Source organism: Dactylosporangium aurantiacum (genome assembly GCF_000716715.1).
Lineage (GTDB): Bacteria > Actinomycetota > Actinomycetes > Mycobacteriales > Micromonosporaceae > Dactylosporangium > Dactylosporangium aurantiacum.
This window is the reverse complement of the sequence record NZ_JNYJ01000016.1, coordinates 143479-166996: the sequence shown is the minus strand read 5'-3', so window position 1 is coordinate 166996 and position 23518 is coordinate 143479. Positions and strand designations below refer to the sequence as shown.

At 75.7% G+C, this 23518-nt stretch carries 21 protein-coding genes; 14 read left to right on the top strand and 7 right to left on the bottom strand.

Going from position 1 to position 23518, the window contains the following annotated elements:
- The 9 genes from pdhA to OP18_RS20035 all read left to right on the top strand — a co-directional run bounded on the left by pdhA (position 1) and on the right by OP18_RS20035 (position 8802).
- Positions 1–1089, top strand: a complete 1089-nt coding sequence (gene pdhA, locus OP18_RS20075; RefSeq protein ID WP_033360468.1) for a pyruvate dehydrogenase (acetyl-transferring) E1 component subunit alpha — start codon at positions 1–3, stop codon at positions 1087–1089.
- Entirely contained in the window at positions 1086–2099 is a 1014-nt protein-coding gene (locus OP18_RS20070; protein ID WP_052387012.1) for an alpha-ketoacid dehydrogenase subunit beta, read from the top strand. The genes pdhA and OP18_RS20070 overlap by 4 nt, the downstream gene beginning before the upstream one ends.
- Positions 2100–2118: 19 nt before the next feature.
- The gene (locus OP18_RS20065) at positions 2119–3411 is read left to right on the top strand and encodes a dihydrolipoamide acetyltransferase family protein (RefSeq protein WP_033360467.1); all 1293 of its coding nucleotides are present in this window, start codon (positions 2119–2121) and stop codon (positions 3409–3411) included.
- A 13-nt stretch (positions 3412–3424) separates the two neighbouring features.
- Positions 3425–5194: an acetolactate synthase large subunit gene (locus OP18_RS20060; protein WP_033360466.1), complete on the top strand. Its 1770-nt coding sequence runs from the start codon at positions 3425–3427 to the stop codon at positions 5192–5194.
- Between the two features lie 24 nt (positions 5195–5218).
- Positions 5219–5755, top strand: a complete 537-nt coding sequence (gene ilvN / locus OP18_RS20055) for an acetolactate synthase small subunit (protein WP_081970920.1) — start codon at positions 5219–5221, stop codon at positions 5753–5755.
- Positions 5756–5759: 4 nt separating this feature from the next.
- Positions 5760–6791: an AvrD family protein gene (locus OP18_RS20050; RefSeq protein ID WP_033360465.1), complete on the top strand. Its 1032-nt coding sequence runs from the start codon at positions 5760–5762 to the stop codon at positions 6789–6791.
- Positions 6788–7780 (top strand): beta-ketoacyl-ACP synthase III, encoded by a 993-nt coding sequence (locus OP18_RS20045; RefSeq protein WP_033360464.1) that lies wholly within the window; start codon positions 6788–6790, stop codon positions 7778–7780. The genes OP18_RS20050 and OP18_RS20045 overlap by 4 nt, the downstream gene beginning before the upstream one ends.
- Before the next feature lie 30 nt (positions 7781–7810).
- Positions 7811–8035, top strand: coding sequence for a phosphopantetheine-binding protein (locus OP18_RS20040; RefSeq protein ID WP_033360463.1), 225 nt, complete (start codon positions 7811–7813; stop codon positions 8033–8035).
- A gap of 68 nt (positions 8036–8103) precedes the next feature.
- Positions 8104–8802 (top strand): hypothetical protein, encoded by a 699-nt coding sequence (locus OP18_RS20035; RefSeq protein ID WP_033360462.1) that lies wholly within the window; start codon positions 8104–8106, stop codon positions 8800–8802.
- Between the two features lie 148 nt (positions 8803–8950).
- Here OP18_RS20035 and OP18_RS20030 read toward each other — a convergent pair whose 3' ends face one another.
- Both OP18_RS20030 and OP18_RS20025 read right to left on the bottom strand, forming a co-directional pair.
- On the bottom strand, positions 8951–11782 hold the full coding sequence (locus OP18_RS20030; RefSeq protein ID WP_033360461.1) for a hypothetical protein: 2832 nt from the start codon (positions 11780–11782) through the stop codon (positions 8951–8953).
- Positions 11779–14664: an FtsX-like permease family protein gene (locus OP18_RS20025; RefSeq protein WP_033360460.1), complete on the bottom strand. Its 2886-nt coding sequence runs from the start codon at positions 14662–14664 to the stop codon at positions 11779–11781. The genes OP18_RS20030 and OP18_RS20025 overlap by 4 nt, the downstream gene beginning before the upstream one ends.
- Positions 14665–14767: 103 nt before the next feature.
- Between OP18_RS20025 and OP18_RS20020 the strand changes: the two genes are divergently transcribed.
- From OP18_RS20020 to OP18_RS20010, 3 genes are all read left to right on the top strand, one after another.
- Positions 14768–15376, top strand: a complete 609-nt coding sequence (locus tag OP18_RS20020; RefSeq protein ID WP_033360524.1) for a YdeI/OmpD-associated family protein — start codon at positions 14768–14770, stop codon at positions 15374–15376.
- A gap of 277 nt (positions 15377–15653) precedes the next feature.
- Positions 15654–16403: an SDR family NAD(P)-dependent oxidoreductase gene (locus OP18_RS20015; protein WP_033360459.1), complete on the top strand. Its 750-nt coding sequence runs from the start codon at positions 15654–15656 to the stop codon at positions 16401–16403.
- A gap of 37 nt (positions 16404–16440) precedes the next feature.
- Entirely contained in the window at positions 16441–16929 is a 489-nt protein-coding gene (locus OP18_RS20010; protein ID WP_033360458.1) for a MarR family winged helix-turn-helix transcriptional regulator, read from the top strand.
- On the opposite strand, the gene OP18_RS59685 is transcribed toward OP18_RS20010, so the two are convergent.
- The 4 genes from OP18_RS59685 to OP18_RS19995 form a co-directional block, all read right to left on the bottom strand.
- Positions 16887–17111 carry a hypothetical protein gene (locus OP18_RS59685; RefSeq protein WP_033360457.1) on the bottom strand — a complete coding sequence of 75 codons (225 nt, stop codon included), beginning with the start codon at positions 17109–17111 and terminating at the stop codon, positions 16887–16889. The genes OP18_RS20010 and OP18_RS59685 overlap by 43 nt on opposite strands.
- Positions 17112–17167: 56 nt before the next feature.
- Entirely contained in the window at positions 17168–17581 is a 414-nt protein-coding gene (locus OP18_RS20000) for a universal stress protein (RefSeq protein ID WP_052387010.1), read from the bottom strand.
- 90 nt (positions 17582–17671) lie between these two features.
- A complete protein-coding gene (locus OP18_RS59115; protein WP_169788960.1) occupies positions 17672–17833 on the bottom strand; it encodes a hypothetical protein in 162 nt (53 codons plus the stop codon).
- Between the two features lie 115 nt (positions 17834–17948).
- Entirely contained in the window at positions 17949–18491 is a 543-nt protein-coding gene (locus tag OP18_RS19995) for a hypothetical protein (RefSeq protein WP_033360456.1), read from the bottom strand.
- A gap of 202 nt (positions 18492–18693) precedes the next feature.
- Between OP18_RS19995 and OP18_RS19990 the strand changes: the two genes are divergently transcribed.
- Positions 18694–20409, top strand: coding sequence for an NAD-dependent malic enzyme (locus OP18_RS19990; protein ID WP_033360455.1), 1716 nt, complete (start codon positions 18694–18696; stop codon positions 20407–20409).
- A 5-nt stretch (positions 20410–20414) separates the two neighbouring features.
- On the top strand, positions 20415–21869 hold the full coding sequence (gene fumC, locus OP18_RS19985; RefSeq protein ID WP_033360522.1) for a class II fumarate hydratase: 1455 nt from the start codon (positions 20415–20417) through the stop codon (positions 21867–21869).
- A gap of 18 nt (positions 21870–21887) precedes the next feature.
- Here fumC and OP18_RS19980 read toward each other — a convergent pair whose 3' ends face one another.
- Positions 21888–23225 carry a type I glutamate--ammonia ligase gene (locus tag OP18_RS19980; RefSeq protein ID WP_033360454.1) on the bottom strand — a complete coding sequence of 446 codons (1338 nt, stop codon included), beginning with the start codon at positions 23223–23225 and terminating at the stop codon, positions 21888–21890.
- Between the last annotated feature and the right edge of the window lie 293 nt (positions 23226–23518).

Genomic DNA, 23518 nt, shown 5'->3' with positions numbered 1-23518 from the left:
ATGGGTACGACCGAAGAACCGACCGTGCGCCTGCTCACCGCCGACGGGGAGCGGGTCGGGCACCCCGGGTACCAGGTGACCGCCGACGCCGAGCGGCTGCGCGGCCTGTACCGCGACATGGTCCTGGCCCGCCGCGTCGACGCCGAGGGGGTGCGGCTGCAGCGGCAGGGCGAGCTCGCGCTGTGGCCGTCGCTGCTCGGCCAGGAGGCGGCGCAGGTCGGCTCCGCCCGCGCGGTCCGCGACGGCGACCACGTCTTCCCCAGCTACCGCGACCACGCGGTGGCCCTCTGCCGGGGGCTGCCCCCGATGGACGTCTTCACGATGTACCGCGGCGTCCACCACGGCGGCTGGCACCCGGCCCGGCACGACTTCCACCTGTACACGCTCGTCATCGGCGCCCAGACGCTGCACGCCACCGGCTACGCGATGGGCATGGCCGCGGAGGGTGCCGGCGGCGCGGTCATCGTCTACTTCGGTGACGGCGCCACCAGCCAGGGCGACTTCAACGAGGCGCTCAACTTCGCCGCGGTGTACCAGGCACCGGTGGTGTTCTTCTGCCAGAACAACCAGTGGGCGATCTCCGCGCCGGTGCACCGGCAGACCCGCGCACCGATCCACCGGCGGGCGGACGGCTTCGGTCTGCCGGGCGTGCGGGTCGACGGCAACGACGTGCTGGCCTGCCTGGCGGTGACCGAGGCGGCGCTGGAGCGGGCCCGGCGCGGGCACGGGCCGACGCTGATCGAGGCCGAGACGTACCGGATGGGCGCCCACACCACGTCGGACGACCCGAGCCGGTACCGGACGAGCGCCGAGGAGGACCAGTGGCGCCGCCGCGACCCGATCGCCCGGCTGCGCACCCACCTGGAGCGGGAGGCGCACGCGGACGCCGGGTTCTTCGCGGCCGTCGACGCCGACGCCGAGCGGGCCGCCCTCGACATCCGCGCGGCGGTGCGGGGCATGCCCGACCCGCCGGTGGAGCACATGTTCTCCCACGTCTACGCCGACGCCCACCCCCTCGTCGAGGAGGAGCGGGCCTGGTTCGCCGACTACCAGTCGTCGTTCGCCGCAGCCGAAAGGACACCGGCATGACGCTCACGCTGCCCGAGGCGGCCGCGCCCGGCACCGTCACCCAGCTGCCGCTGGGCCGGGCGATCAACACGGCGCTGCGCGCCGCCATGACCGAGGACCCGAAGGTGATCCTGCTCGGCGAGGACATCGGCCGGCTCGGCGGGGTCTTCCGGGTGACCGACGGCCTGCAGCGCGAGTTCGGCGAGGAGCGGGTGCTGGACACGCCGCTGGCCGAGTCGGCGATCATCGGTACCGCGATCGGCCTGGCGCTGCGCGGTTTCCGGCCGGTGGCGGAGATCCAGTTCGACGGGTTCGTCTTCCCCGGCTACGACCAGATCGTCACCCAGCTGGCCAAGCTGCACCAGCGCTCGGCGGGCACCATCACGCTGCCGGTCGTCGTGCGCATCCCGTACGGCGGTGGCATCGGCGCCGTCGAGCACCACAGCGAGTCGCCGGAGGCACTGTTCGCGCACGTCGCCGGGGTGCGGGTGATGGCACCGGCGACCCCGGGCGACGCGCACTGGATGCTGCGCCAGGCGATCCGCGGCGCCGACCCGGTGATCTTCTTCGAGCCCAAGCGGCGGTACTACGAGACCGGTCCGGTGGACCCGGCCGGCCCCGACGTCGGGCCGTACTCGGCCCGGGTGGTCCGCCGGGGGCGGGACGTCACCGTCGCCGCGTACGGGCCGATGGTGCGCACCTGCCTGGAGGCGGCCGAGGTGGCCGGCCCGGCGGGCATCGACCTGGAGGTGCTCGACCTGCGGTCGATCTCACCGCTGGACTTCGACACCGTCGCCGACTCCGTCGGGCGGACCGGCCGGCTGGTCGTCGCGCACGAGGCACCGGTGTTCTTCGGCGCCGGCGCGGAGATCGCCGCCCGGATCACCGAGCGCTGCTTCCACCGCCTCCAGGCGCCGGTGCTGCGGGTCGGCGGCTTCCACACCCCCTACCCACCGGCCCGCCTGGAGCACGGTTACCTGCCGGACGCCGACCGGGTGCTCGACGCCGTCGAGCGCGCGCTGGCGTACTGACCGCCGAGGGAACGCGACCATGCCCGAACTGCGCCAGTTCCACCTGCCGGACCTCGGCGAAGGACTGCTGACCGCCGAGATCGTGCGCTGGCACGTCGCCGTCGGCGACCGCGTCACCGACGGCACGCCGGTGTGCGAGGTCGAGACCGTCAAGGCGACCGTCGAGCTGCCCATCCCGTTCGACGGCGTGATCCACGAGATCCGCGCCGCCGAAGGCGCCACCGTCGACGTCGGTACCCCGATCGTCGTGGTGGCCGTCGAATCCAGCGCCGTGCTGGTCGGCTACGGCGTCACCGCGCCGGCGGCCAGCCGGTGGGCGGCGCGGCGGGCGGCCGCGGGCGCGTCCCGGGGTCCGTCCGCCGCCAAGCCGCCGGTGCGCCGCCTCGCCAAGACCCTCGGCGTGGACCTGCACGCGGTGACCCCGACCGGACCCGGCGCCACCATCACCCGGACCGATGTCCAGTCCGCCTCGGCCCGGCCGGCCACGGTCCCGGCACAGCCGGCCCCCGCGCCGCCGGCCGGGCCGCCGGTCGCCGAGCAGCGGCCGGTTCCCGGGCAGCCGGTCGGGCCGCCGCCGGCCGGGCCACCGGTCACCGCACCGCCGGTCGCCGAGCAGCGGCCTGTCGCCGGGCCGCAGCCGGTGTCGGTGCAGCGGGCCATGGCGCGGGCGATGGTCGCCAGCGCCTTCACCGCCCCGCACGCCAGCGAGTCCATCACCGTCGACGTGACCCGCACCGTGAAGCTGGTCGACCGCCTGCGCGCCGACCCGGCCCTCGCCGGCCGCAAGGTCACGGCGCTGCTGCTGGTGGCCCGCGCGCTGCTCGGCGCCGTCGCCCGCAACCCCGGCATCAACGCGGTGTGGGACGCCGGACGCGAGCAGATCGTGCCCCGCGACCACGTCAACCTGGGCATCGCCGTGGCCGGCTCGCGCGGGCTGCTGGTGCCGAACGTCAAGGACGCGCACACGCTCACGCTGCCCGACCTCGCCGCGGCCCTCACCGACCTGACCGAACGGGCCCGGACGGGCACGACGACGCCCGCGGAGATGACCGGCGGCACCGTCACCATCACCAACATCGGCGCGCTCGGCGTCGACGACGGCACGCCGATCCTCAACCCGGGCGAGCCCGCGATCCTCGCGTTCGGCGCGATCCGCCGCCGGCCGTGGGAGCACAAGGGCCGGGTCCGGCTCCGGCAGGTGACCACGCTGACCCTCGCCTTCGACCACCGGGTGGTCGACGGCGCGCTCGGCGCCCGGGTGCTGACCACGATCGCGGCCGCCCTGGAGCGCCCCGAACGGCTCATCGTCTGAGAGGCGGACCACCATGACCCACGCCGAACCCATCACCGGCGCGCAGGCACTGGTCGCCGCGCTGGAGCGGGCCGGGGCCGACACCGTGTTCGGCATCCCCGGCGGCGCGATCCTGCCGGCGTACGACCCGCTGTACCAGTCGACCGCGATCCGGCACGTCCTGGTCCGGCACGAGCAGGGTGCCGGCCACGCGGCCACCGGGTACGCCCAGGCGACCGGCCGGGTCGGCGTGTGCATGGCGACGTCCGGGCCGGGCGCGACGAACCTCGTCACCCCGCTCGCCGACGCGTACCTGGACTCCGTGCCCGTCGTCGCGATCACCGGTCAGGTGCCGTCCGGGGTGCTGGGCACCGACGCGTTCCAGGAGGTCGACATCTGCGGCATGACGCTGCCGATCACCCGGCACAGCCTGCAGGTGAGCGACGCGGCCCAGATCGCCCCGGCCATCGCCACGGCGTTTCGCATCGCCACCGGCGGCCGTCCGGGCCCGGTGCTGGTCGACATCACCAAGGACGCGCTGCAGGGCACGACCGCGTTCGCCTGGCCGCCGCCGCCCGTGCCGCCCGGCGTGCGCCCGGTGCGGCCACCGGACGCGCGGGCGGTCCGGGCCGCGGCCCGGCTGCTGACCAGGGCCAGCCGGCCGGTGCTGTACGTCGGCGGCGGCGTGCTCAAGGCCCGTGCCGTGCAGCCGCTGCGGGAGCTCGCCGAGCTCACCGGCGCGCCGGTGACGACCACGCTGATGGCGCTCGGCGCCTTCCCCGGCAGCCACCCGCTGCACCTGGGCATGCCCGGCATGCACGGCTCGGTGCCCGCGGTCGCCGCGCTGCAACGCGCCGACCTCGTCATCGCGATCGGGGCCCGCTTCGACGACCGGGTCACCGGCCGCACCGACACGTTCGCCCCCGGCGCCACCGTCGTGCACATCGACATCGACCCGGCGGAGATCTCCAAGAACGTGCCCGCGCACATCGGTATCGTCGGCGACGCCCGCGAGGTGCTGACCCGCCTCGTGCCGGTGCTGCGGGCCGAGCACGCGGCCGGCCGGCGCGGCAACTACACGCGCTGGTGGCGGCAGATCGACGCCTGGCGGGCACGGTTCCCGCCCGGCTTCGACGAGACCGGCCCGGGGCTGGCCCCGCAGCGGGTGATCCGGCGCATCGGCGAGCTGGCGGCACCGGGCACCGTGTTCACCTCCGGGGTCGGCCAGCACCAGATGTGGGCCGCCCAGTTCCTGCCGCACGAACGGCCGTACACCTGGCTCAACTCCGGTGGCGCCGGCACGATGGGCTACGCGGTGCCGGCCGCGATGGGCGCCAAGGCGGGCCTGCCGGACGTGCCGGTGTGGGCGATCGACGGCGACGGCTGTTTCCAGATGACCGGCCAGGAGCTGGTGACCTGCGCGGTCAACCGGCTCCCGATCAAGGTCGCGGTGATCAACAACGGCACGCTCGGCATGGTCCGGCAGTGGCAGGACCTGTTCTACGACCGGCGCTTCTCGCACACCACGCTGCACCCCGGCGCCGGCGACGGCCCCGGCGGCCGGCTGCCCGACTTCGTCCGGCTCGCCGAGGCGATGGGCTGCCACGGGCTGCGCTGCACCTACCCGGAGGAGCTCGACGCGACCATCGAGAAGGCGATGGCCCTGGACGACGCACCCGTCGTCGTGGACTTCGTGGTCAACCAGGACGCCATGGTGTGGCCGATGGTGCCGGCCGGCACGTCCAACGACGACATCATGGCGGCCCGCGACGTACGCCCCGACTTCGGCGACGCCGGCGACTGACTCGGTACAGGAGTGGACAACGCTATGGAACACCGGACCCTTTCCGTATTCGTGGAGAACACGCCGTGGTCACTGACCCGGATCACGGCGCTGCTGTCCCGGCGCGGCTTCGCCGTGGACTCGCTGGCCGCCGGCCCGAGCGAACGGCCCGACGTGGCCCGCGTGACCGTCGTCGTGGACAGCGCGCGGCAGCCGATCACGCAGATCGCGGCGCAGCTGGACAACCTGTACGACGTCCGGGCCGCGGTGCCGCTGGACCCCGCGCTCGCGGTGCGCCGCGAGCTGATCCTGATGAAGGTCGCCGCCGAGGGCGAGACCGCCCACGCGCGCATCGGCGAGGTGCTGCGGCTCTTCCACGCCAGCACCGAGCAGGTCGGCGCCGCCGAGATCGTGGTGCAGGCCGTCGGGACGGCGTCGGAGCTGGCCTCGCTGCTGGCCCTGCTGGCCGAGTTCGGGGTGCGCGAGGTGGTCCGCTCGGGCGCCGTGGCGCTGGAGGGCTGCGCGCCGGTGCCCGAGCCGTTCGCCGTGGCCCGCGGCCGGCTCGAGCGGTCGGGGGTGTGAGCGCATGACGACGACGTCGCCCACCCGCTCGCCGGGCATCGACGACTACCTCGGCCCGGGCGCGCACCGGTTCTTCGGCGCCGGCTACAAGCGCGCCGAGCAGCGGCTCACCGACATCGCGGTCACCGCCGGCCCCGACGGCGCCGGCACGGTCGAGGCGTCGGCGGCGGTGTCCTACCCGGCCGACTGGTCCCGCAAGGGCTCCGTCGACCAGCTGCCGCACCTGAGCAGCATCGACGTGCTGCTGATCGCCGCCGAGACCGCCGAGGTGCACCTGACCCGGGCCCGCGGCCTCACCCCGGCGGACCGGGCCGCGCTGCGGCTGCGCCGGGTCCGGCTGCTGGCCGGCAGCAGCCCCGTCGAGGAGGAGCTCGCCGGCTTCGCGGTCCGCGCCCGCATCGCCGCGCCGACCCCGGTGCCCGGCGCCGGCGACCTCATGGTGTCGGTGGTGGACTGCCAGGTCGGCAAGCTGCGGGCCCGGGCCGAGGTGCTGCACCCGGCGGGCACGCCGGCCGCCGTCATCGCCCGCTACGCCGACGCGGACGCGGCACTGGGCCCCGCGCGGCGGCGCCCGTACGCGGCCGCGCACCGGGACAAGACGCAGCACGTCGAGGACGTCGCGCTGGACCTGCCGGCCCGGGCGGCCACCGCCCGGCTCGGGGTCACCTGGACGACACCGGACGAGCTGGAGCTGACCGGCCTGGACAGCGCGGCGCACCGCGGGGTGTCCGTCATCGACGCGTTCGTGGCCGCGATCCAGCTCGGCCAGGTGCTGCTGTACGAGCTCGACGGGGTACGGCGCGCGGACAGCCACACGCTGTGGATGCGCCAGACCACGCTCGAGACCGCCGACCCCGGCCGCCCGGCCACCGGGTCGGGCGTGCTGCGGGCCCGGCTCGCCGACGCGCAGCTGTTGACCGCGGGCGACGGCGCGCAGTGGCGCTCGGCCCGCATCGAGGCCGACTACGACCACCTGAGCATCGCGTGCGCGGTCGCGCACCAACTGCCCGGCCTTCAGGAAAGGACGACGACATGAGCCCGACGGCGGTCCTGACGGGCATCGGCGGTTACGTGCCGCCGCGCCGCGTCACCAACGAGGAACTCGCCCAGTCGCTGGGCACCAACGACGAGTGGATCCGCAGCCGCACCGGCATCCAGCAACGGCACTGGGCCGACGCCGGCACCGTGACCGGTGACCTCGCCGCCGAGGCGGGCGAGCGGGCCCTCAAATCCGCCGGGGTCCGCGACGTCGACCTCGTGGTGCTCGCCACCAGCACCGGCAACCAGCCGATGCCGGCCACCGCGCCCGAGGTTGCGGCGAACCTCGGCCTGGGTCAGGTCGCCGCCTACGACGTGTCGGCGGCGTGCGCCGGCTTCGTCTACGCGCTGACCGCCGCGGCCGGCGCCATCGCGATCGGCGCCGCGGAACGGGTGCTGGTCATCGGCGCCGACCTGTGGTCGACCCGGCTCGACCCGGCGGACCGCTCCACCGCCATCATCTTCGGTGACGGCGCCGGGGCGGCCGTCCTGCGGGCCGGCACCGCGGGGGAGGCGGGCTCGCTGCTGGGCTTCGACGCCGGCAGCGACGGCGACCGCCGCGCGCTCGCGGTCGTGCCCGGCGGCGGTTCACGGCAGCGTTCCCACCCGCACGCGCCGGAGCTGGCCAACGAGTACCTCACGATGCGGGGCCGGGACCTGTTCACCCAGGCGGTGGAGCACATGGCCGGGTCGTCCCAGCGGCTGCTGGGCCGGGTCGGCTGGACCGGCGCCGACGTCGACTGGTGCGTGGCGCACCAGGCCAATATCCGCATCCTGCACACCGTCGCGGACGTGCTGCGCATGCCGCGGGAGCGGATGCTCTCCAACGTCGACCACGTCGGCAACACCTCGGCCGCGTCCATCCCCCTGCTGCTGTCCGAGGCGACCGCAGACGGCCGCCTCGAGGCCGGCGACCGCGTCGTGCTGACCGCGTTCGGCGGCGGCCTGAGCTGGGCCTCGACGGCTCTGATCTGGCCCGACCTGTAGGAACTCCGTACTCCGGGAAGGAATCTCGCCATGCAGCTCACCGAGAAGATCACCACCTTCGTGGCGGAGCGCACCGCCGCCCCAGTCGCCGCGGACACGCCCTTCACCGACCTCGACCTGGACTCGCTGGTGCTGCTGGAACTGGCCACCCAGCTCAAGCGGGACCACGGGGTCAACCTCACCGAGGACGACCTGCTGGTGGCCGGCACGCCGGAGCGGGTCGCCGCGCTGGTCGGCGACCGGGCCCCGGTCTGACGGCGACTCTCGCGCCGGGCCCGGCACGGCGACCGCGGTGCCGGGCCCGCTCGCCGGGCTCTGCGACAATGCCGTACATCGATACCGATGTCCGGCGGTACGTGGCCGCCTACGCCGTCCTGCTCACCACGCTCGCCGCTGCCGGCGTGACGGCGGTCCTGCTCGCGCGGGCCGCCGCGCGGCTGACGGCGAGTGAGCGGGCCCGGCCGTGCGCCGCCGGCACGCCCCAGCGACGTGACTGCCTGGTGTCCGAGCCCGCCACGGTGGTGCAGAAGCGGCACTCCGGCGACCCGGAGACCTACCATCTCGAGACCGCGGCCGGTTCGGCCCACGTGGACGAGGACTTCTACGCGGCCGTGGCGGTCGGCGACGAGGTGGAGCTCGTCTCGTACGGCGGCAAGATCGTCCGGGTGACCCGGGCAGGGCGCGGCTCGGACACCGGCGCCTACACCGGTGCCGTGGACGGCTGGCTGATCTTCCTCGGCCTGGCGGTGACGATGACCACCGTCGCGGCCCTGCTGACCGTGGCGGTCCATCGGCGCCGGAGCTTCGAGGGCATGGTGCTGGTGTGGGCGGTGGTGCTGGCGCCGCTGTCCACGATGGTGTGCGGTTCCCTGATCGTGCCGCACCTGCGCGCCGCCGTGGGCACGTTCGGGGCCGCCGCGATCAGCTGCGCGGTCCTGGCCGCCGGCACCGCCGCGCTCGTCGTGTGGGCGGTCGACTTGGTGCATCCGCCGGTGTTCCGGCGCGGCTCGCACGCCGGTTGATCCGGGCGTGGGCGGCGTCCAGCGGATGCGGGCGTGGGCGGTGTTCAGGGGACGCGGGCGTGGGTGCTGTTCAGGGGACGCGGGCGTGGGTGCTGTTCAGCGGACGTGGGCGTGGGCGGTGCTCAGGGGACGTGGGCGTGGGCGGTGTTCAGCGGATGCGGGAGCGGGTCCCGGCCACCGCGGCGCCGGCGAGCGCCGCCGTCGCGGCGGCCAGGGACGCCAGGACGGGACCGGGCGGCGGGACGAACCGGGGATCGACGCCAGGCAGGTAACGGCCGACGGCGAACCACGCCCCGGCCGCCGCGGCCGACCCGGCCAGCACCGCCAGGGTCACCAGCGCGAGCATCGCCGCCCGCTCCACCCGCCGGGTGACGCGGGCCGGGGCGCCCTGCCGGCGCAGCGCGACGAGGTCGGTCCGGTCCGCGCCGGTCGAGGTCACCAGCAGGCAGGCCGCCCCGAGCAGGACGGCGGCGACGCCGGCGAGCAGCGAGAACCGCATCCCGAGGGCGCCGCCGGTACGGCTCAGCAGCGCCCGCTCGCCGGACACCGTACGCTCACCGGTGACGGTCAGCCCGCCGGTGGTCAGCTCGTCCACGATGGACGGTGGCGCCCCGGGCGCCAGCCAGATCTCCGCCCCCTGGATCACGCCGGAGTCGACGGCGAGGCGGTCGGCGTACTCGAGGTCGATCAGCATCCCCTGCCGGCCCAGGCGGGGCAGGGTGCGCGCGGCGGCCACGACGGCCGCCGGGACCGGGTTGTCGTCGAAGGTGTCCAGCAGGCCGTCCGGCGGCAGCGGGCCGGTCGACAGCACCGGGAGCCGGTCCGGGACGCCGGCGGGGCGCAGCAGGCCCGCGTCGCGGCGGGCGCTGGCCCGCAGGTCGAAGTGGACGCCGTCGGCGGCCGCCGTGACCGTCGCGTCCGGGGGAGTGCGCCAGTCCCGCGTCGGCGGTCCGTGCATGGTCAGGCTGACCGTCGGGCCGGCCGTGACGGGCAGCCCGACCTCGAGCCCGGCGAGCCGGCAGCCCGCGGCGCACGGGGCGGGGCGGGCGTACGTGTGCCGGCCGGGGGCGAGGTCGCCGAGCCGCACCTCGAAGCCCGCACCGCCGTCGAGCGGGGCCAGGTACGCGACGAGACCGGGCTTCAGCCCGTCCAGGCGGGTGGCGGTGAGGTCGAACGTGACCGTGTCGCCGCGCACGACGACGGCCGGCGCGGCCGGGATCGGCCGGACCGCCCGGACGAGGTCGGCCAGCGGCTGACCGGCGTACGACGCGCGCCACACCGCCGCCGGCAGCCGGGTGGTGTCCACCGCCAGCATGCCCTCCAGCGGCACGACGGCCATGGCGTGGTGGCCGTCCGGGTCGGCGGCCCGGGTGACGGTGAGCAGGCGCTGCCGGGTCGTCGGCGCGACGGTGAGCACCCGGTCGGCGCCGACCGCGACGTCCGCCCGGGTCCGCTGGGTGCCGGCGGCGACGGCGACGCCGGTCGTGGCGAAGCCGAGCAGCGCCACGGCGGCGACGAGGACGGTGAGCAGGCGGCGGCCGGACGGCTGGCGGGCCAGGCGCACCGCGGCCAGCGCGGCCACCAGGTGCCCGCGGCGCAGCGCCGACCCTGCGGCGCGGCCGGCGAGCAGGACCACCGCCCGGCCGGACAGCAGCGCGACGGCCAGCATCAGCAGGGCCGGGGCGAGCGGCGCCACGCCGTACACGGTGTCACCCGAGGTGTGGAAGTGCGCCACGGCGACGGCGCCGAGGAGCACGACGAGCACGTCGAAGGTCGCGGAGCGCCACCGCGCGCCCCGGCGGTCGACCCGCCGGAGCAGGTCGCTCAGCGGCGCGGAGATCGCCCGGACGGCGACGGCCGCGCCGGCGAGGACCGCGGCGGCGGTGAGCGCCACGCCGTACCCGAGGGCCGTGACCGACCCGAAGCCGGCGGCCAGCCCGCCGAGCACCCCGCCGGCGAGGATCGGGATCGCGGGCTCGGCGGCCGCCAGCCACCACCGGGCGGCGCGGTGCGCGCCGCGCAGCGCCACCACCCCGTGCTCGAACCTGCTGGCCCGCACGCCGGTCGCGACCGCGAAGAGGAGCACCGCGCAGCCGAGCAGGGCGACCGGCAGCGCCGCGAACGGCACCGGCGCGCGGGCGGCGGCCCGGTCGGCGTCGATCCGGTCGAGCAGGTCGCCGAGGCCGATCGAGGCCCGGCCCCCGCTGCCGGCGGTGTCGAGCTGTGCCAGCCAGGCCCGCAGCCGGGGCACGGTGGCGACGGTGATGGCGCCGGGCTGCGGGTAGGCGACGAACACCTGCAGCTCCGACGGGCGTTTGAAGCTGTCGAAGGTACGGCGGTCGACGAAGACCAGGTTCCCGGTCGAGGCGTCGGAGACGTTGCCGCCACCGGCCCAGTACGGCGACGGGACGGGCCGCACGATGCCGACGACCGTGAGCTGACCCGGCGCCCCGGCCGGCACGAACTGGCCGGTGGTCGAGTTGTAGGCGGAGGCGGCGAGGGACAGCGGGTCGCCGAGCCGGATGCCGAGCCGGCGCGCCGTGTCCTCGGTGAGCACCGCGTCGTCCCGGCCCATCAGGCACCTGCCCGAGACGACCTGCACGTGCTCGCAGACGTCCTGGCGGTACGCCAGCTGCCGGGTACCGTCCAGGAAGACCGCCGGCAGCTGCGCCGGCTGCGCCGTGAACGACGACGAGAACACCTGCGTGTAACCGGGCGCGTCCAGCAGCCGGGCGCCGGCCCGTTCGAAGCGCGGGTCCATGGTGCCGGTGTTGGGTTCGGGCTCCACGGTGGCCGCCACGAGCATGGTGCGCTCCTCGGGGCGGGCCAGCGCCACCTGGTCGGCGACGATGCCGTCCTCGGTGCGGGCCAGGTACACCGGCGCCAGCGCCACCCCGCCGGTGGCCAGCGCGGCGAGCAGGAACAGGGCCACCGCCTGGCGCCGGCGGGCCCAGAGCACGGCGAACGTCAGCGCGATCACCGGCGGCCCGCCACCCGGCCGGAGCCGAGCACCGCCACCGCGAAACAGGCGGTGGCGGCCGCGACCGCGACCAGCAGTGCGGGCACCGACACCGCCGGCTCGTGCACCGCCCACCCGTCGGTGAACGGCCGCACCGGTGAGCGCAGCAGCCACCGGGCGAGCGCGGCGGCGGCGAGCCCGACCACCAGCGCGACCGCGACCGGGGCGAGCGCCGACAGGCGACCCGCGGCCCGCAGCACCCGCGGCGGCACCCCCTGCCGGCGCAGGGCGTCGACCTGGGCCCGCCGCTCGCGCCGCTGCACGGCGGCCACGACCGCCAGCGCGCCGCCGGCCAGCAGCAGCGCGAGCGCCGCGGCGAGCAGGTGGAAGCGCAGCGCGGCGGCGGGGCCGAGGCGGGCCAGGCGGTCCGCGGCGGCCGTGACGGAGTCGCCGCCGATGACGGTGAGGCCGGCCGCGGCGAGCCGGTCCACCAGCCCGGGCGGTGCGCCGGCACCGAGCCACACCTGCTCGACGTCGCCGGGCTGGGCCGGCGCCGCGAGCCCGGCGGCGAGGCGTTCGCCGTACTCCAGGTCGAGCAGCACCACCCCGCCGGAGCGGGCCGGCAGCTCGCCGGCGGTCGCCGGCCGGATCGGCACCGTGACACCGCCGACGGCGAGCTCGACGATGCCGTTGCCGGCCTGCTCGCGGACCGCACCGGCGGACGCCAGGACCGGCAGCGGCAGCGGCGCGTCGACGGCGTAGACCCGCCGGTCGACGGGCTCGTCGCCGGCGGGGGCGAGGGTGGCCAGCCGCATCCCGCCTTCGCCGCGCAGCCGTTGCAGCCCCGGGGCCGTGTCGCCGGTCGCGGCGCGCCACCGGGCGGGGTCGGCGAGGACGGCCCCGCCCAGCACCGTGCGGTCACCGGCGCCGAGCCGGGTGAGGTCGAGGGTCGCGCCCGGCGCGCCGCGCACCTCCAGTGCCACCAGCCGGCAGCCGGCCCGGCAGGCCGGCGCGTCGGCGCGGTACTCGCCGCCGGCGCCGATCGCGCCGAAGTCGGCGTGCACGGTCGCGCCGGTGTCCGCGACGCTCAGCAGGAGGCTCAGCGCCACCGTGCCGTGGCCCGCCGCGTGCACCGTGAGCGTCTCGCCGCTCAGCTCGGTCGGGGCCGGGGCGGGCGGGCGCAGGCGTGCCACCGCGGCGCCGGGGTCGACCGCGGCGACCGCCCGCAGCCGCGGCGAGTCCACGGCGAGGACGCGGGGCCCGGGGCCGGACGCGCCCGACACGACGACCGCCATCGCGTGGCGGCCCTGCGGGTCGGCGGCGCGGACCGCGGACAGCAGCCGGGCCCGTGGCACCGTCGCGACGGTCAGCACCCGGTCGGCGCCGATCACGGCCCGGGCCCGGTGCACGCGGGCGGCGTCGGCGCGGGCCCAGTCCTGCGCGGCGACCCCGCACACGCAGACCGCGGCGGCCAGCACCGGCACGATCCGGTACGCCGAGTTGCGCCGGGCCAGGAACAGCGCGGTGAGCCCCGCGGTGAGCCGGCCGCGGGCCAGCGCCGCCCGGCCCGCGGCAACGGCCGGCGGGAGCAGCAGCCGGGTCAGCAGCACGGCACCGGCGACCGCGAACAGCACCGGGGCGAGCAGCTCCAGGCCGAACCCGTCGACCGGCGCCTCACCGGTGACCCACGACTGGTAGCCGGCCGCGGCCGCCAGGGCGAGCACGGTCAGGTCGAGGACCGCGCCGGCGAGCGCGGCCCGTCGCGGCGGTGCGAGCTGCAGCAGCCGCTGCAGCGGGGCCCGGGTCAGGCGCCGGTCGGCCGCGACGATGAGCAGCAGCGCGCCGGCACCGACCAGTGCCGCGACGCCGGCCGGGCCGGGCCCGGCGGCGTCGCCGGGCAGCAGGAGCGCGGCGGCCCCGCCGGCGGCGACGGCCCCGGCGAGCGCGGGGGCCGCGCTCTGGCCCGACGTGACGACGATGACCCGCCAGCGCCGCCCGCCGCGCAGCGCGACCCGGGCGGCGTCGCCGCGGCGGGCCTCCGCGGCGAACCAGGCGCTGACGGCGATCGCGAGCCACCCGATCGCGCCGAGCTGCACGGCGGCGAGCAGGATGCCGTGGTTGGCGGCGTACCGCTCCTCGGCGACGGCCCGGGCGAGCCCGTCGGTGCCGGAGCTGACCTCGAGGGCGCCGCCGCGGGTGAGCCGGGCGACGGCGGCGGCCACCGCACCGTCGTCGCCGTGGGTGAACTGCGTGGCCGGCAGGAGCAGGTCGTACGTCGCCACGGCCGGGGCGCCGGTCGAGGCGATGGTGTCCAGCGTGGTGAACGCGGCGTCGCCCTGCTGGCCGTGCCACCACCAGCCGAGCGGCTCCAGGGGCTCGAACGTGCCGACCACGACGAGCGCGGTGGGCTCGCGGTCGGCGCCGTTGTCGCGCACGAACCGGCTGCCGACGGTGGCCCCGAGGCGGCCCGCCAGCGCCGCGGGCAGCGCGATCTCGCCGGGCCCGGCCGGGCACGCGCCGGTGAGCCGGACGTTCGCGCACGCGTCGTCGCGGTAGCGCAGCTCGACCTGGACGCCGCCGGCCGGACCGGCCGCCAGCGCGCCCGGCAGCCGCACTCCCGCCACGGCCCGCTCCGCGGCCAGTCCCGCGGACGACTCGGCCGTGGCGCGGAAACGGGTCAGGGCCTGCCCCGGGTCGGCGCCGAGCGTGACGCTGCCCTGGACGCTCACCGTGCGCTGCGCCGGCGGGGTGGCCGCGATGAGCGCGTCGACGGCGGCCGCGGAGTCCCGGCGCGCGATCCAACCGGCCGCGGCGAGCCCGCCGACGGTGACGGCGACGAGCATCGCCATCACGACCGCGGAGGTCCGCCGGGCGCGGACGGCGCCCCATACGATCGCCAGCACGCCGACACCCTAGCCGGACCCCACCGCCGGTTGGGAACGCTCCCACGAGATGGACGCGGGCCCGCGGTCCGCGCCGCGCGCCGTGGGCGACTACGCTGCCGCCGTGGTGAGCGCTGAGCTGGACGAGCTGATCGTGGCGGACGCCGTGGCGCTGCGGGCCTGGCTGTCGGCCAACCACGCCGCGTCCGGCGGCGTGTGGCTGGCCCTGACCAGGAAGGGCGGCACGGTGACGACCCTGACCTGGCAGCAGGCGGTCGACGAGGCGCTGTGCTTCGGCTGGATCGACGGGCAGGCCCGCAAGGGCGACGCCGACGTCTCGTGGATCCGGTACACCCCGCGCACGCCGCGCAGCATCTGGTCGCAGCGCAACGTCAGCAACGTCGCGCGGCTGGAGGAGCGGGGTCTCATGCAGCCGGCGGGCCGGGCGGCGGTGGACGCGGCGAAGGCGGACGGCCGGTGGGCGGCCGCGTACGCGCCGCCGTCGGAGGCGGAGGTGCCGGCCGACCTCATCGCCGCGATCGCCGCCGACCCCGCGGCCCAGGCCATGTTCGACGTGCTCACCAAGGCCAACCGGTTCGCCCTCATCCACCGGCTCAACGCCGTCAAGCGGGCGCAGACGCGCGAGCGGAAGATCGGCGAGTTCGTCGCGATGCTGGCCCGGCACGAGACGATCCACCCGCAGAAGGCCAGGCCCGCCGCCCCGCTCTCCTGAGCGGCGCGCCCCGCGACGGGCGCCGCGCGCGGAGAGGCGTCGCCCGGCGGCCACGAGGATTCCCGGCCACGCGGGGTGCTCGGCTGCATACGGCGCGCGCCGTTCAGGCGGGCGCCCCCTCGACGCGGGCGGGTTTACCCACGGTGCCGGCGGGCAGGAATGCAGGCCGGCCACGCGGTCTCGTCGTGGGGTGTGTCGGCGCTCACGGACGGAATACGTGACATGTCACGTAAGTTGACGAGGGACGTAACCCGTTCAGGAACGAAGGAGCAGGGACATGAACCGACTGCAGGGCAGGACGGCACTGGTGACGGGCGGCACCTCGGGGATCGGGCTGGCGGTGGCGCGGCGCTTCGCCGAGGAGGGCGCGCACGTCTTCGTGACCGGTCGCAGGAGCGAGGCCGTCGACGAGGCGGTGACACTGATCGGCCCGTCCGCCACCGGCATCGCCGGCGACGTCGGCGATCCGGACGACCTCGACCGGCTCTTCGCCGCGATCGGACAGCGCGGCGCCGGCCTCGACGTGCTCATGGCCAACGCCGGCGGCGGCTCCTTCGCCGCGCTCGGGGCGATCACCGCCGAGGACTACCGCGCGACGTTCGACCGTAACGTCGGCGGCACGCTCTTCACCGTGCAGAAGGCGTTGCCGCTGCTCAATCCGGGTGCTTCGATCATCCTGACCGGCTCCACCGCCGCCTCCAACGGCACGCCCGCGTTCGGGCTCTACGCCGCGACCAAGGCGGCGATCCGGTCGTTCGGCCGCACCTGGGCCGCCGAGCTCGTCGACCGCGACATCCGGGTCAACACGCTCGTCCCGGGGCCGGTGCAGACGCCGGGACTGGCCGGGCTGGCCGGTGACACCGCGGGCGTCGAGCCGCTGTTCGCGTCGCTCGCCGCCGACGTGCCGCTCGGGCGGCTGGGCAGGCCGGAGGAGATCGCGGCCGCCGCGGTGTTCCTCGCCTCGGACGACAGCAGTTTCATGACCGGCGCGGAGCTGTTCGTCGACGGAGGTGCCGAGCAGATCTGAGTTTCGTGACAGTTCACGTAACTGGCACGATGGCCGGATGACCGCGAAACGTCCCGCCCGGGGCTGGCTCGACCGCGACGAGCAGCGCGCGTGGCTCGCCTACATCCGCCTGCAGCTGCGGCTCTCGTACGAGATCAACCGTCAGCTGCAGGCGGACCACGAGCTCTCGCAGTCCGACTACGACGTGCTCACCGCGCTGAGCGTCGCACCGGCGTCCTGCCTGACCGTGACCGCGCTGGCGACGCAGCTCGGCTGGGAGCGCAGCCGGCTGTCCCACCATGCCAGGCGGATGGCCCAGCGCGGCCTGGTCAGCCTCGACCCGGCGCTCGCCGACCGGCGGGTGACCGAGGTGTCCCTCACCACCGCCGGCCGGCACGCCCTCGAGGCGGCCGCGCCGGGCCACGTCGACCTGGTCCACGACCTGTTCTTCGACGGCCTTCCGGCGCACCTGCGGGCACCGTTCACCGAGGCCCTCGAGCACATCTACGACAACGTCCTGGCCCGCGGGACGCTGCCCCGTCCGTGACCGACCGTGCCGGGCGCCGCCGCGTAGTCGCGGGGCAGGCGCAGCCAGTCGCCGATCTCGTTGCTCAGTACGTGGCGGACGTACTCGTTGAGGAGGCCGCGGGTCACCCCCAGGTCGATCTGCGCGGTCAGCCCGAGCAGGTGCATGGCGACCTGCCACTGGTGCAGGAAGGCGGCGGTCACGGGGGCTCGACGCCGACGGACCACGCCGGCGTGCGCGCGATGCCGCCGGGCGGTGTTCACGGCGCCGTGAACGGGGATGCCGCGGTGCTCGCGGCGAGCTCGGGGCGGTCCGGCGAGACGGCCGGGTGCACCACCAGGACCGGCTGGTGGCCGTGGTGCAGCGCGGCCATCGCCACGCTGCCGAAGAGCATCTCCCGCACCGCCGACCGGCCGCGGGACCCGACGACCAGGACGGCCGCCCCGCCGCGCCGGGCGCATCCGGCCAGCGCCGCCGCCACCGACCGCCCGTGCAGGCCGTGGCGGGTGTGGTCGCCGGGCACCCACAGGCGCTCCGCGACGCGGTCACCGACCGGCAGCGGGCCGGCCGCCTCGTCGGCGGCCTCGCCCTCCTGCACCGTCGCCGCCAGCAGCGTCCGCGCCGCGGAGGCCGCCGGAGAGCCGTCGTACCCGAACAGGAGCCTGGTCGGCATGGTCGCCTCCCCGCTGGCTGGGCCCGCACGCTGCGCGGTCCGGGAGCTTCTTCCAGCGTGGCACGGCCGTCCCCGCGTGCCGGATCGCGGTCAGCGCATGCGCAGCCAGGAACGCAGGCGGGAGGTCGGGGTCCTGGGCGCGCAGGCGCACCGCTCGGACTGGGGCACCCCGGCGAGGACGGCGTCGACGTGGTTGCCGCATCCGGTGTAGGTGGCCTTGCCGCAGGTCTTACAGGTGGCGCGTTGACACATGGTTACTTCCGTCGCTGGTCAGGGATCGTTTCCGCAGGTTACCCGACCCGCCGTCCGGGCCGGCGGGTCACGCGCTCCTGTCGTGGACGCGCGTGACCGCCGCGGCCGGTGCGGGTCAGCCGACGATCCGGCCGGCGCCGCCGGCGCTCTGCTGCGCCTCGGCCAGGAAGGCCTTCATGTCGATGGTCTCCAGGCCGCGCCCGGCGACGACGACCTTCGTGCCGGCCACCAGCGACGGGTACAGCGACGCCTGCTTGTCCGCGTACGCCGCGGCGTGTTCCGGGGTCTTGAACTCCACGAAGAGGACCTGCTGGATACGGTTGGGCAGCAGCTCGTCGGTGGTCTTGTAGCAGTCGAACTGCTTGAAGAACACGCCGTCGGCCCTGAACTCGTCGTCCAGGCCGGTGGAGTTGTCGTCCCACTTGCCGATCGGGCAGTTCGGGTCCTTGGTCAGCCTGTCACTGGCCAGCTTGGCGACGGCGTCGTAGCTGAGGGTGCCGTCGCCACCCGCCGCGGCGGCGGTCGGCGCGGTCGTGGCCGTCGCGGCGGCACCGGTCCGGGCGGGCGCCGGCGCCGGGTCGTCGTCGCCGCCGCAGGCGGTCGTGGCCAGCACCGCCGCGGCGGCGGTGAACAACGCGAGCAGTCGTACGGTGCGCATTATGGTCGTTCCTTGACAGTCGGGTGTGGTGTCGCAGCTGCTCGAATGATCCTGGCGCCGCCGCCGGCGGACAGTCTCGAACCGGTCAGTGTCCCGTACGCGATCTTGCCGGTGAGCCCGCCACGGCGCCCCGGTGACGGAGTGAAGCGGCCGGCGCCGGGTAGTGCACCGCCGTCTCGACGACACACCGGGAGGCGGTCCGATGACGACGGCGACGCAGACGGCCGCGCGGCGGAAGTTCCGGTCCGAGGACGGGGCGTTCGTCACCACGGCACGCGGAGCGGAAGTGCTCGACACGCCGCTGCTCAACAAGGGCACGGCGTTCACCCGGGAGGAGCGGGCGGCGCTCGGCCTCGAGGGGCTGCTGCCGCCGGCCGTGCTGTCCCTGGAGGACCAGGTGCGGCGGGCGTACGAGCAGTACCACCGCCAGCCGACCGACCTGCACAAGAACACGTTCCTCACCATGCTGCAGGACAACGACGAGGTGCTGTTCTTCCGGATGCTCGCCGAGCACCTGGGCGAGATGATGCCCGTCGTCTACGACCCGACGGTGGGTGAGGCCATCAAGCGGTACAGCCACGAGTACCGCCGGCCCCGCGGGGTGTACCTGTCCATCGACGAACCGGAGCGGGTCGAGGCGGCACTCGCCGACACCGGGCTCGGCGCCGGCGACGTGGACCTCATCGTGGCCTCCGACGCCGAGGAGATCCTCGGCATCGGCGACTGGGGTGCCGGCGGGATCGACATCGCCGTCGGCAAGCTGGCCGTCTACACCGCGGCGGCGGGGATCGACCCCGCGCGGGTGATCCCGGTCGCGCTCGACGTCGGCACCGACAACGAGGAGCTGCTCAACGACCCGGACTATCTCGGCAACCGGCACTCCAGGGTGCGCGGCGCCCGCTACGACGCGTTCATCGACGCGTACGTACGGGCGGCGTCCAGACTGTTCCCGCACGCCCTGCTGCACTGGGAGGACTTCGGGCCCGGCAACGGCCGGCGGATCCTGCAGCGGTACCGCGACCAGGTGTGCACGTTCAACGACGACATGCAGGGCACCGGCGCGATCGTGCTCGCCGCGGCGCTCGGGGCCGTGCGCGGGGCCGGCACCCGCATGCGCGAGCAGCGCGTCGTCGTGTTCGGCGCCGGTACCGCCGGCGTGGGCATCGCCGACCAGCTCCGCGACGCGATGGTGCGCGACGGGGCGGAGCAGGCCGCCGCCACCCGGCAGATCTGGTGCCTCGACAAGCCGGGCCTGCTCACCGACGACATGGCCGACCTGCGCGACTACCAGACCCCGTACGCCCGCCCGGCCGCCGAGGTCGCCGGCTGGCGGCGCGACGGCGGGATCGGGCTGCCCGAGGTGGTCGCCCGGGTCCGGCCCACCATGCTGATCGGCACCTCGACGGTGCACGGCGCGTTCACCGAGGCGGTCGTGCGCGAGATGGCCGCGCACGTGAACCGGCCGGTCATCTTCCCGCTCTCCAACCCGACCGAGCGCATCGAGGCGATGCCGGAGCAGCTCATCACGTGGACCGGCGGGCGCGGGCTGGTCGCCACCGGGATCCCGGTGGCGCCGGTCACCTACGAGGGCGTCACGTACAGCATCGGGCAGGCGAACAACGCCCTGCTCTACCCGGGGCTCGGCCTCGGCGCCGTGGTGGCCCGGGCGAACCGGATCAGCGACGGCATGTTCGCCACGGCGGCCGAGGCCGTGGCGGGCCTCGTCGACGCCGGCACCCCCGGGGCGTCGCTGCTGCCGCAGGTGGACAACCTGCGCGCGGTGTCGGCGACGGTCGCCGTGGCGGTCGCCAAGCAGGCCGCCGCGGAGGGTCTCGCGCGGGTCGCGCTGACCGATCCGGTCCAGCAGGTGCAGGACGCGATGTGGCAGCCCGAGTACCGCCCGGTCAGGGCCGGGTGATCGCGATGCCGGCCCAACACCCGCCCGTCGTGCTGGACGTGCCGATCGGCATCCACGCCACCGGCACCCGCGAGGAGACCGACTCGCTCGGCACGGTCGCCGTCCCGGCCGACCGGTACTGGGGCGCGCAGACACAGCGCTCGCTGGTGCAATTCGCCATCGGTGAGGACCGCATGCCGAAGGCCGTGTACCACGCGTACGGCTACGTCAAGAAGGCCGCGGCCATCATCAACGCGGACGCCGGCCGGATGCCGCGGTGGAAGGCCGAGCTCATCTCGCGGGTCGCCGACGAGGTGATCGCCGGCCGGCTCGACAGCGAGTTCCCGCTGTACGTGTGGCAGACCGGCTCCGGGACCCAGTCGAACATGAACGTCAACGAGGTGATCGCCAACCGGGCGATCCAGCTCGTCGACGGGCGGCTCGGGTCCAAGACCCCGGTGCACCCCAACGACGACGTCAACATGGGCCAGTCGTCCAACGACACGTTCCCGACGGCCATGCACATCGCGGCGGTCACCGCGATCGAGGACCACCTGCTGCCCGCACTGGTCCGGCTGCACGACACGGCCACGCGCAAGAGCGGGGAATGGGCGCACGTCGTCAAGATCGGCCGGACCCATCTGGAGGACGCCACCCCGCTCACCGTCGGCCAGGAGTGGTCCGGCTATGCCGCCCAGCTCGAGGACGCCACCGAGCACCTCACCGTCACCGCCGAAGGGCTGTACCGCCTCGCCATGGGCGGCACCGCCGTCGGCACCGGTCTCAACGCCCCGCCGGGCTTCGCCGCGCAAAGCGCCGAGGTGATCGCCCAGCTGACCGGCCGGCCGTTCGTGACGGCACCGAACAAGTTCGCCGCGCAGGGCTCCCTGGACGTGCTCGTCCGGGTCTCGGCCGCGCTGCGCGGCGTCGCCACGGCACTGTTCAAGTTCGCCAACGACCTGCGGTGGCTCGGGTCCGGGCCGCGCGCGGGGCTGCACGAGCTGATCCTGCCGGCCAACGAGCCCGGCTCCTCGATCATGCCCGGCAAGGTCAACCCGACCCAGGCCGAGGCGATGCTCATGGTCTGCGTGCAGGTGCTCGGCGCCGACACCGCGGTCGCCGTCGCCGGCAACGAGGGCAACTTCGAGCTCAACGCATTCCGACCGGTGGTCATCAGCAACGTCCTGCACTCCGTGCGCATCCTCGGCGACGCCGTCGAGCACTTCCGCGAGTTCCTCGTCGAGGGTGTCCGGCTCGACCGGGACCGGCTGCGGCAGGACGTCGAACGCTCGGTCATGATGGTCACCGCGCTGTCGCCGATCATCGGCTACGACCAGGCGTCGCAGATCGCGCACCTGGCCATCGACGAGAACCTGACACTCAGGGAGGCGGCGCTGCGCCGCGGTGTCAGCGACGAGCTGTACGAGCGGATCGTCGTGCCGGAGGACCTGACCCACGCCGGGGTCGCCGAGGCACGGTAGGCCGGGCCGGCGCGCCGGTCAGTACCTCCAGCGGGTCGCCTCGACGACCTCCTGCGGGGTCGCGCCGGCGAACCGGTCGGCTTCGGCGAGCCGGACCGCGCAGTACGCCTCCAGCAGCGGCCGCCCGAGCAGCCCGCACAGCAGGTCGTCGGCGCGCAGCGCGGCGACGGCGGCCGCGGCGGTCTCCGGCAGCCGGTCCGGGCGGCGGTCCTCGGGCAGCAGCGCCGGGTCACCCGGCACCTCGGGCGGCAGCCGCAGGTCCTGCCCGCACGAGGCGGCGACGATCTCGGTCACCGCCGCGGCCACGAGGTACGGGTTGGCGGCGCCGTCGCAGCACTTGATCTCCACGTTGGCGACCCGGTCGCGTTCGCCGGGGCTGCCGGTGACCAGCCGCAGCGCCGCCTCGCGGTTCTCGTGCCCCCAGCACCGGAACGGCGCGGCCCAGCGCTGCGGCGCCAGCCTGAGCCGGCTGGCGACGCCGGGGGAGGCGAGCGCGGCGAGCGCCGGCAGCCGCCGCAGCAGCCCGGCCACGGCCGCCTCACCCGCCGGTCGCAGCCCGTACGGCCGGTCGCCGCCGCTGAACATCGGCTGCCCGTCGCGGCTGGCCGAGACGTGCAGGTGGTGGCCGTTGCCGACCTGGCCGGCGCTGACGACGGGGGCGAACGACACCCGCAGGCCGTGCCGCTGGGCCACGGCCCGGACGGTCTGGCGGACCAGCACCGTGCGGTCCGCGGCGAGCAGCGGGTCGGCGGCGGCGACGGACACCTCGAACTGGCCCGGCGAGTACTCCGGATGGATCTGCTCGACCGGCACGTCCTGCGCCTCGAGGGCCTGGAACAGCTCGTCGAGGTACGCCGCCACCTCCACGACCCGGGTCATCCCGTAGGCGGGTCCGGTCGCGGCCGGTTCACCGCCGGCGGTCGCGAGGGACCACTCGACCTCGAACGCCATCCGCGGCTCGACGCCGGCCGCGGCGGCGCGGGCGGCGGCGGTGCGCGCGACGGTCCGCTGGCAGCACGGCCACGGCGCGCCGTCCTGGGTCCGCCGGTCGACCGGCGCCCAGGCCCAGTGCGGCTGCGCGGCCAGCACGCTGACCCGGTCCAGGTCCGGGAACAGCCGCAGGTCCCCGGCCGGCCCGCCGACGTGCTCGCTGGTGGTGACGGAGTCGTCGACGAGGAACACGTCGAACACCGGCGACATGCCGACCCCCCAGCGGGCCGCGTGCGCGAGCCGGCGGACCGGCACCGCCTTCACCCGGGTCACGCCGGCGTTGTCGACCCAGGTGAGGGCGACCGCGTGCACGTCGCGGGACGCCAGCTCGGCGGCGATCCGGTCGGCCAGTGCGACGTCATCCATCGGGGCGTCCCCTCCTGATCGTCCGGGGCGGCCGTCCTCCTACCCGCGGCGGCGTGCCTGTACCGCCGGTCGACGGCCGGGTCGCAACCCCTTTGACGTGCGGCGATGCGCTGCGGGATGGCTTTGCGGGTGATCTCGTGGCCCGTACACTCGGCGGCACGTCGCCGGGTCCGGGACCGTCCTTGGTGTCCCGGGTGGCCGGCCGCCTCCTGCCCGAACCACCCCGCCACGTGGGCGCCTGCCGCGTGGCGTGGAGTCGCTCGTACCTTCGCCGGTCGGCGACCGACGCCTAG

Excerpts from the sequence above, each read along its gene's own strand:
- OP18_RS20050 (WP_033360465.1), top strand. The coding sequence starts at position 5,760 with ATGACGACGACGTCGCCCACCCGCTCGCCGGGCATCGACGACTACCTC.
- OP18_RS19995 (WP_033360456.1), bottom strand. The coding sequence starts at position 18,491 with ATGCGCACCGTACGACTGCTCGCGTTGTTCACCGCCGCCGCGGCGGTG.
- OP18_RS20045 (WP_033360464.1), top strand. The coding sequence starts at position 6,788 with ATGAGCCCGACGGCGGTCCTGACGGGCATCGGCGGTTACGTGCCGCCG.
- OP18_RS20015 (WP_033360459.1), top strand. The coding sequence starts at position 15,654 with ATGAACCGACTGCAGGGCAGGACGGCACTGGTGACGGGCGGCACCTCG.
- pdhA (WP_033360468.1), top strand. The coding sequence starts at position 1 with ATGGGTACGACCGAAGAACCGACCGTGCGCCTGCTCACCGCCGACGGG.
- OP18_RS19990 (WP_033360455.1), top strand. The coding sequence starts at position 18,694 with ATGACGACGGCGACGCAGACGGCCGCGCGGCGGAAGTTCCGGTCCGAG.
- OP18_RS19980 (WP_033360454.1), bottom strand. The coding sequence starts at position 23,225 with ATGGATGACGTCGCACTGGCCGACCGGATCGCCGCCGAGCTGGCGTCC.
- ilvN (WP_081970920.1), top strand. The coding sequence starts at position 5,219 with ATGGAACACCGGACCCTTTCCGTATTCGTGGAGAACACGCCGTGGTCA.
- OP18_RS20060 (WP_033360466.1), top strand. The coding sequence starts at position 3,425 with ATGACCCACGCCGAACCCATCACCGGCGCGCAGGCACTGGTCGCCGCG.
- OP18_RS59115 (WP_169788960.1), bottom strand. The coding sequence starts at position 17,833 with ATGTGTCAACGCGCCACCTGTAAGACCTGCGGCAAGGCCACCTACACC.
- OP18_RS20010 (WP_033360458.1), top strand. The coding sequence starts at position 16,441 with ATGACCGCGAAACGTCCCGCCCGGGGCTGGCTCGACCGCGACGAGCAG.
- OP18_RS20000 (WP_052387010.1), bottom strand. The coding sequence starts at position 17,581 with ATGCCGACCAGGCTCCTGTTCGGGTACGACGGCTCTCCGGCGGCCTCC.
- OP18_RS20070 (WP_052387012.1), top strand. The coding sequence starts at position 1,086 with ATGACGCTCACGCTGCCCGAGGCGGCCGCGCCCGGCACCGTCACCCAG.
- OP18_RS20065 (WP_033360467.1), top strand. The coding sequence starts at position 2,119 with ATGCCCGAACTGCGCCAGTTCCACCTGCCGGACCTCGGCGAAGGACTG.
- OP18_RS20040 (WP_033360463.1), top strand. The coding sequence starts at position 7,811 with ATGCAGCTCACCGAGAAGATCACCACCTTCGTGGCGGAGCGCACCGCC.
- OP18_RS20035 (WP_033360462.1), top strand. The coding sequence starts at position 8,104 with ATGCCGTACATCGATACCGATGTCCGGCGGTACGTGGCCGCCTACGCC.
- fumC (WP_033360522.1), top strand. The coding sequence starts at position 20,415 with ATGCCGGCCCAACACCCGCCCGTCGTGCTGGACGTGCCGATCGGCATC.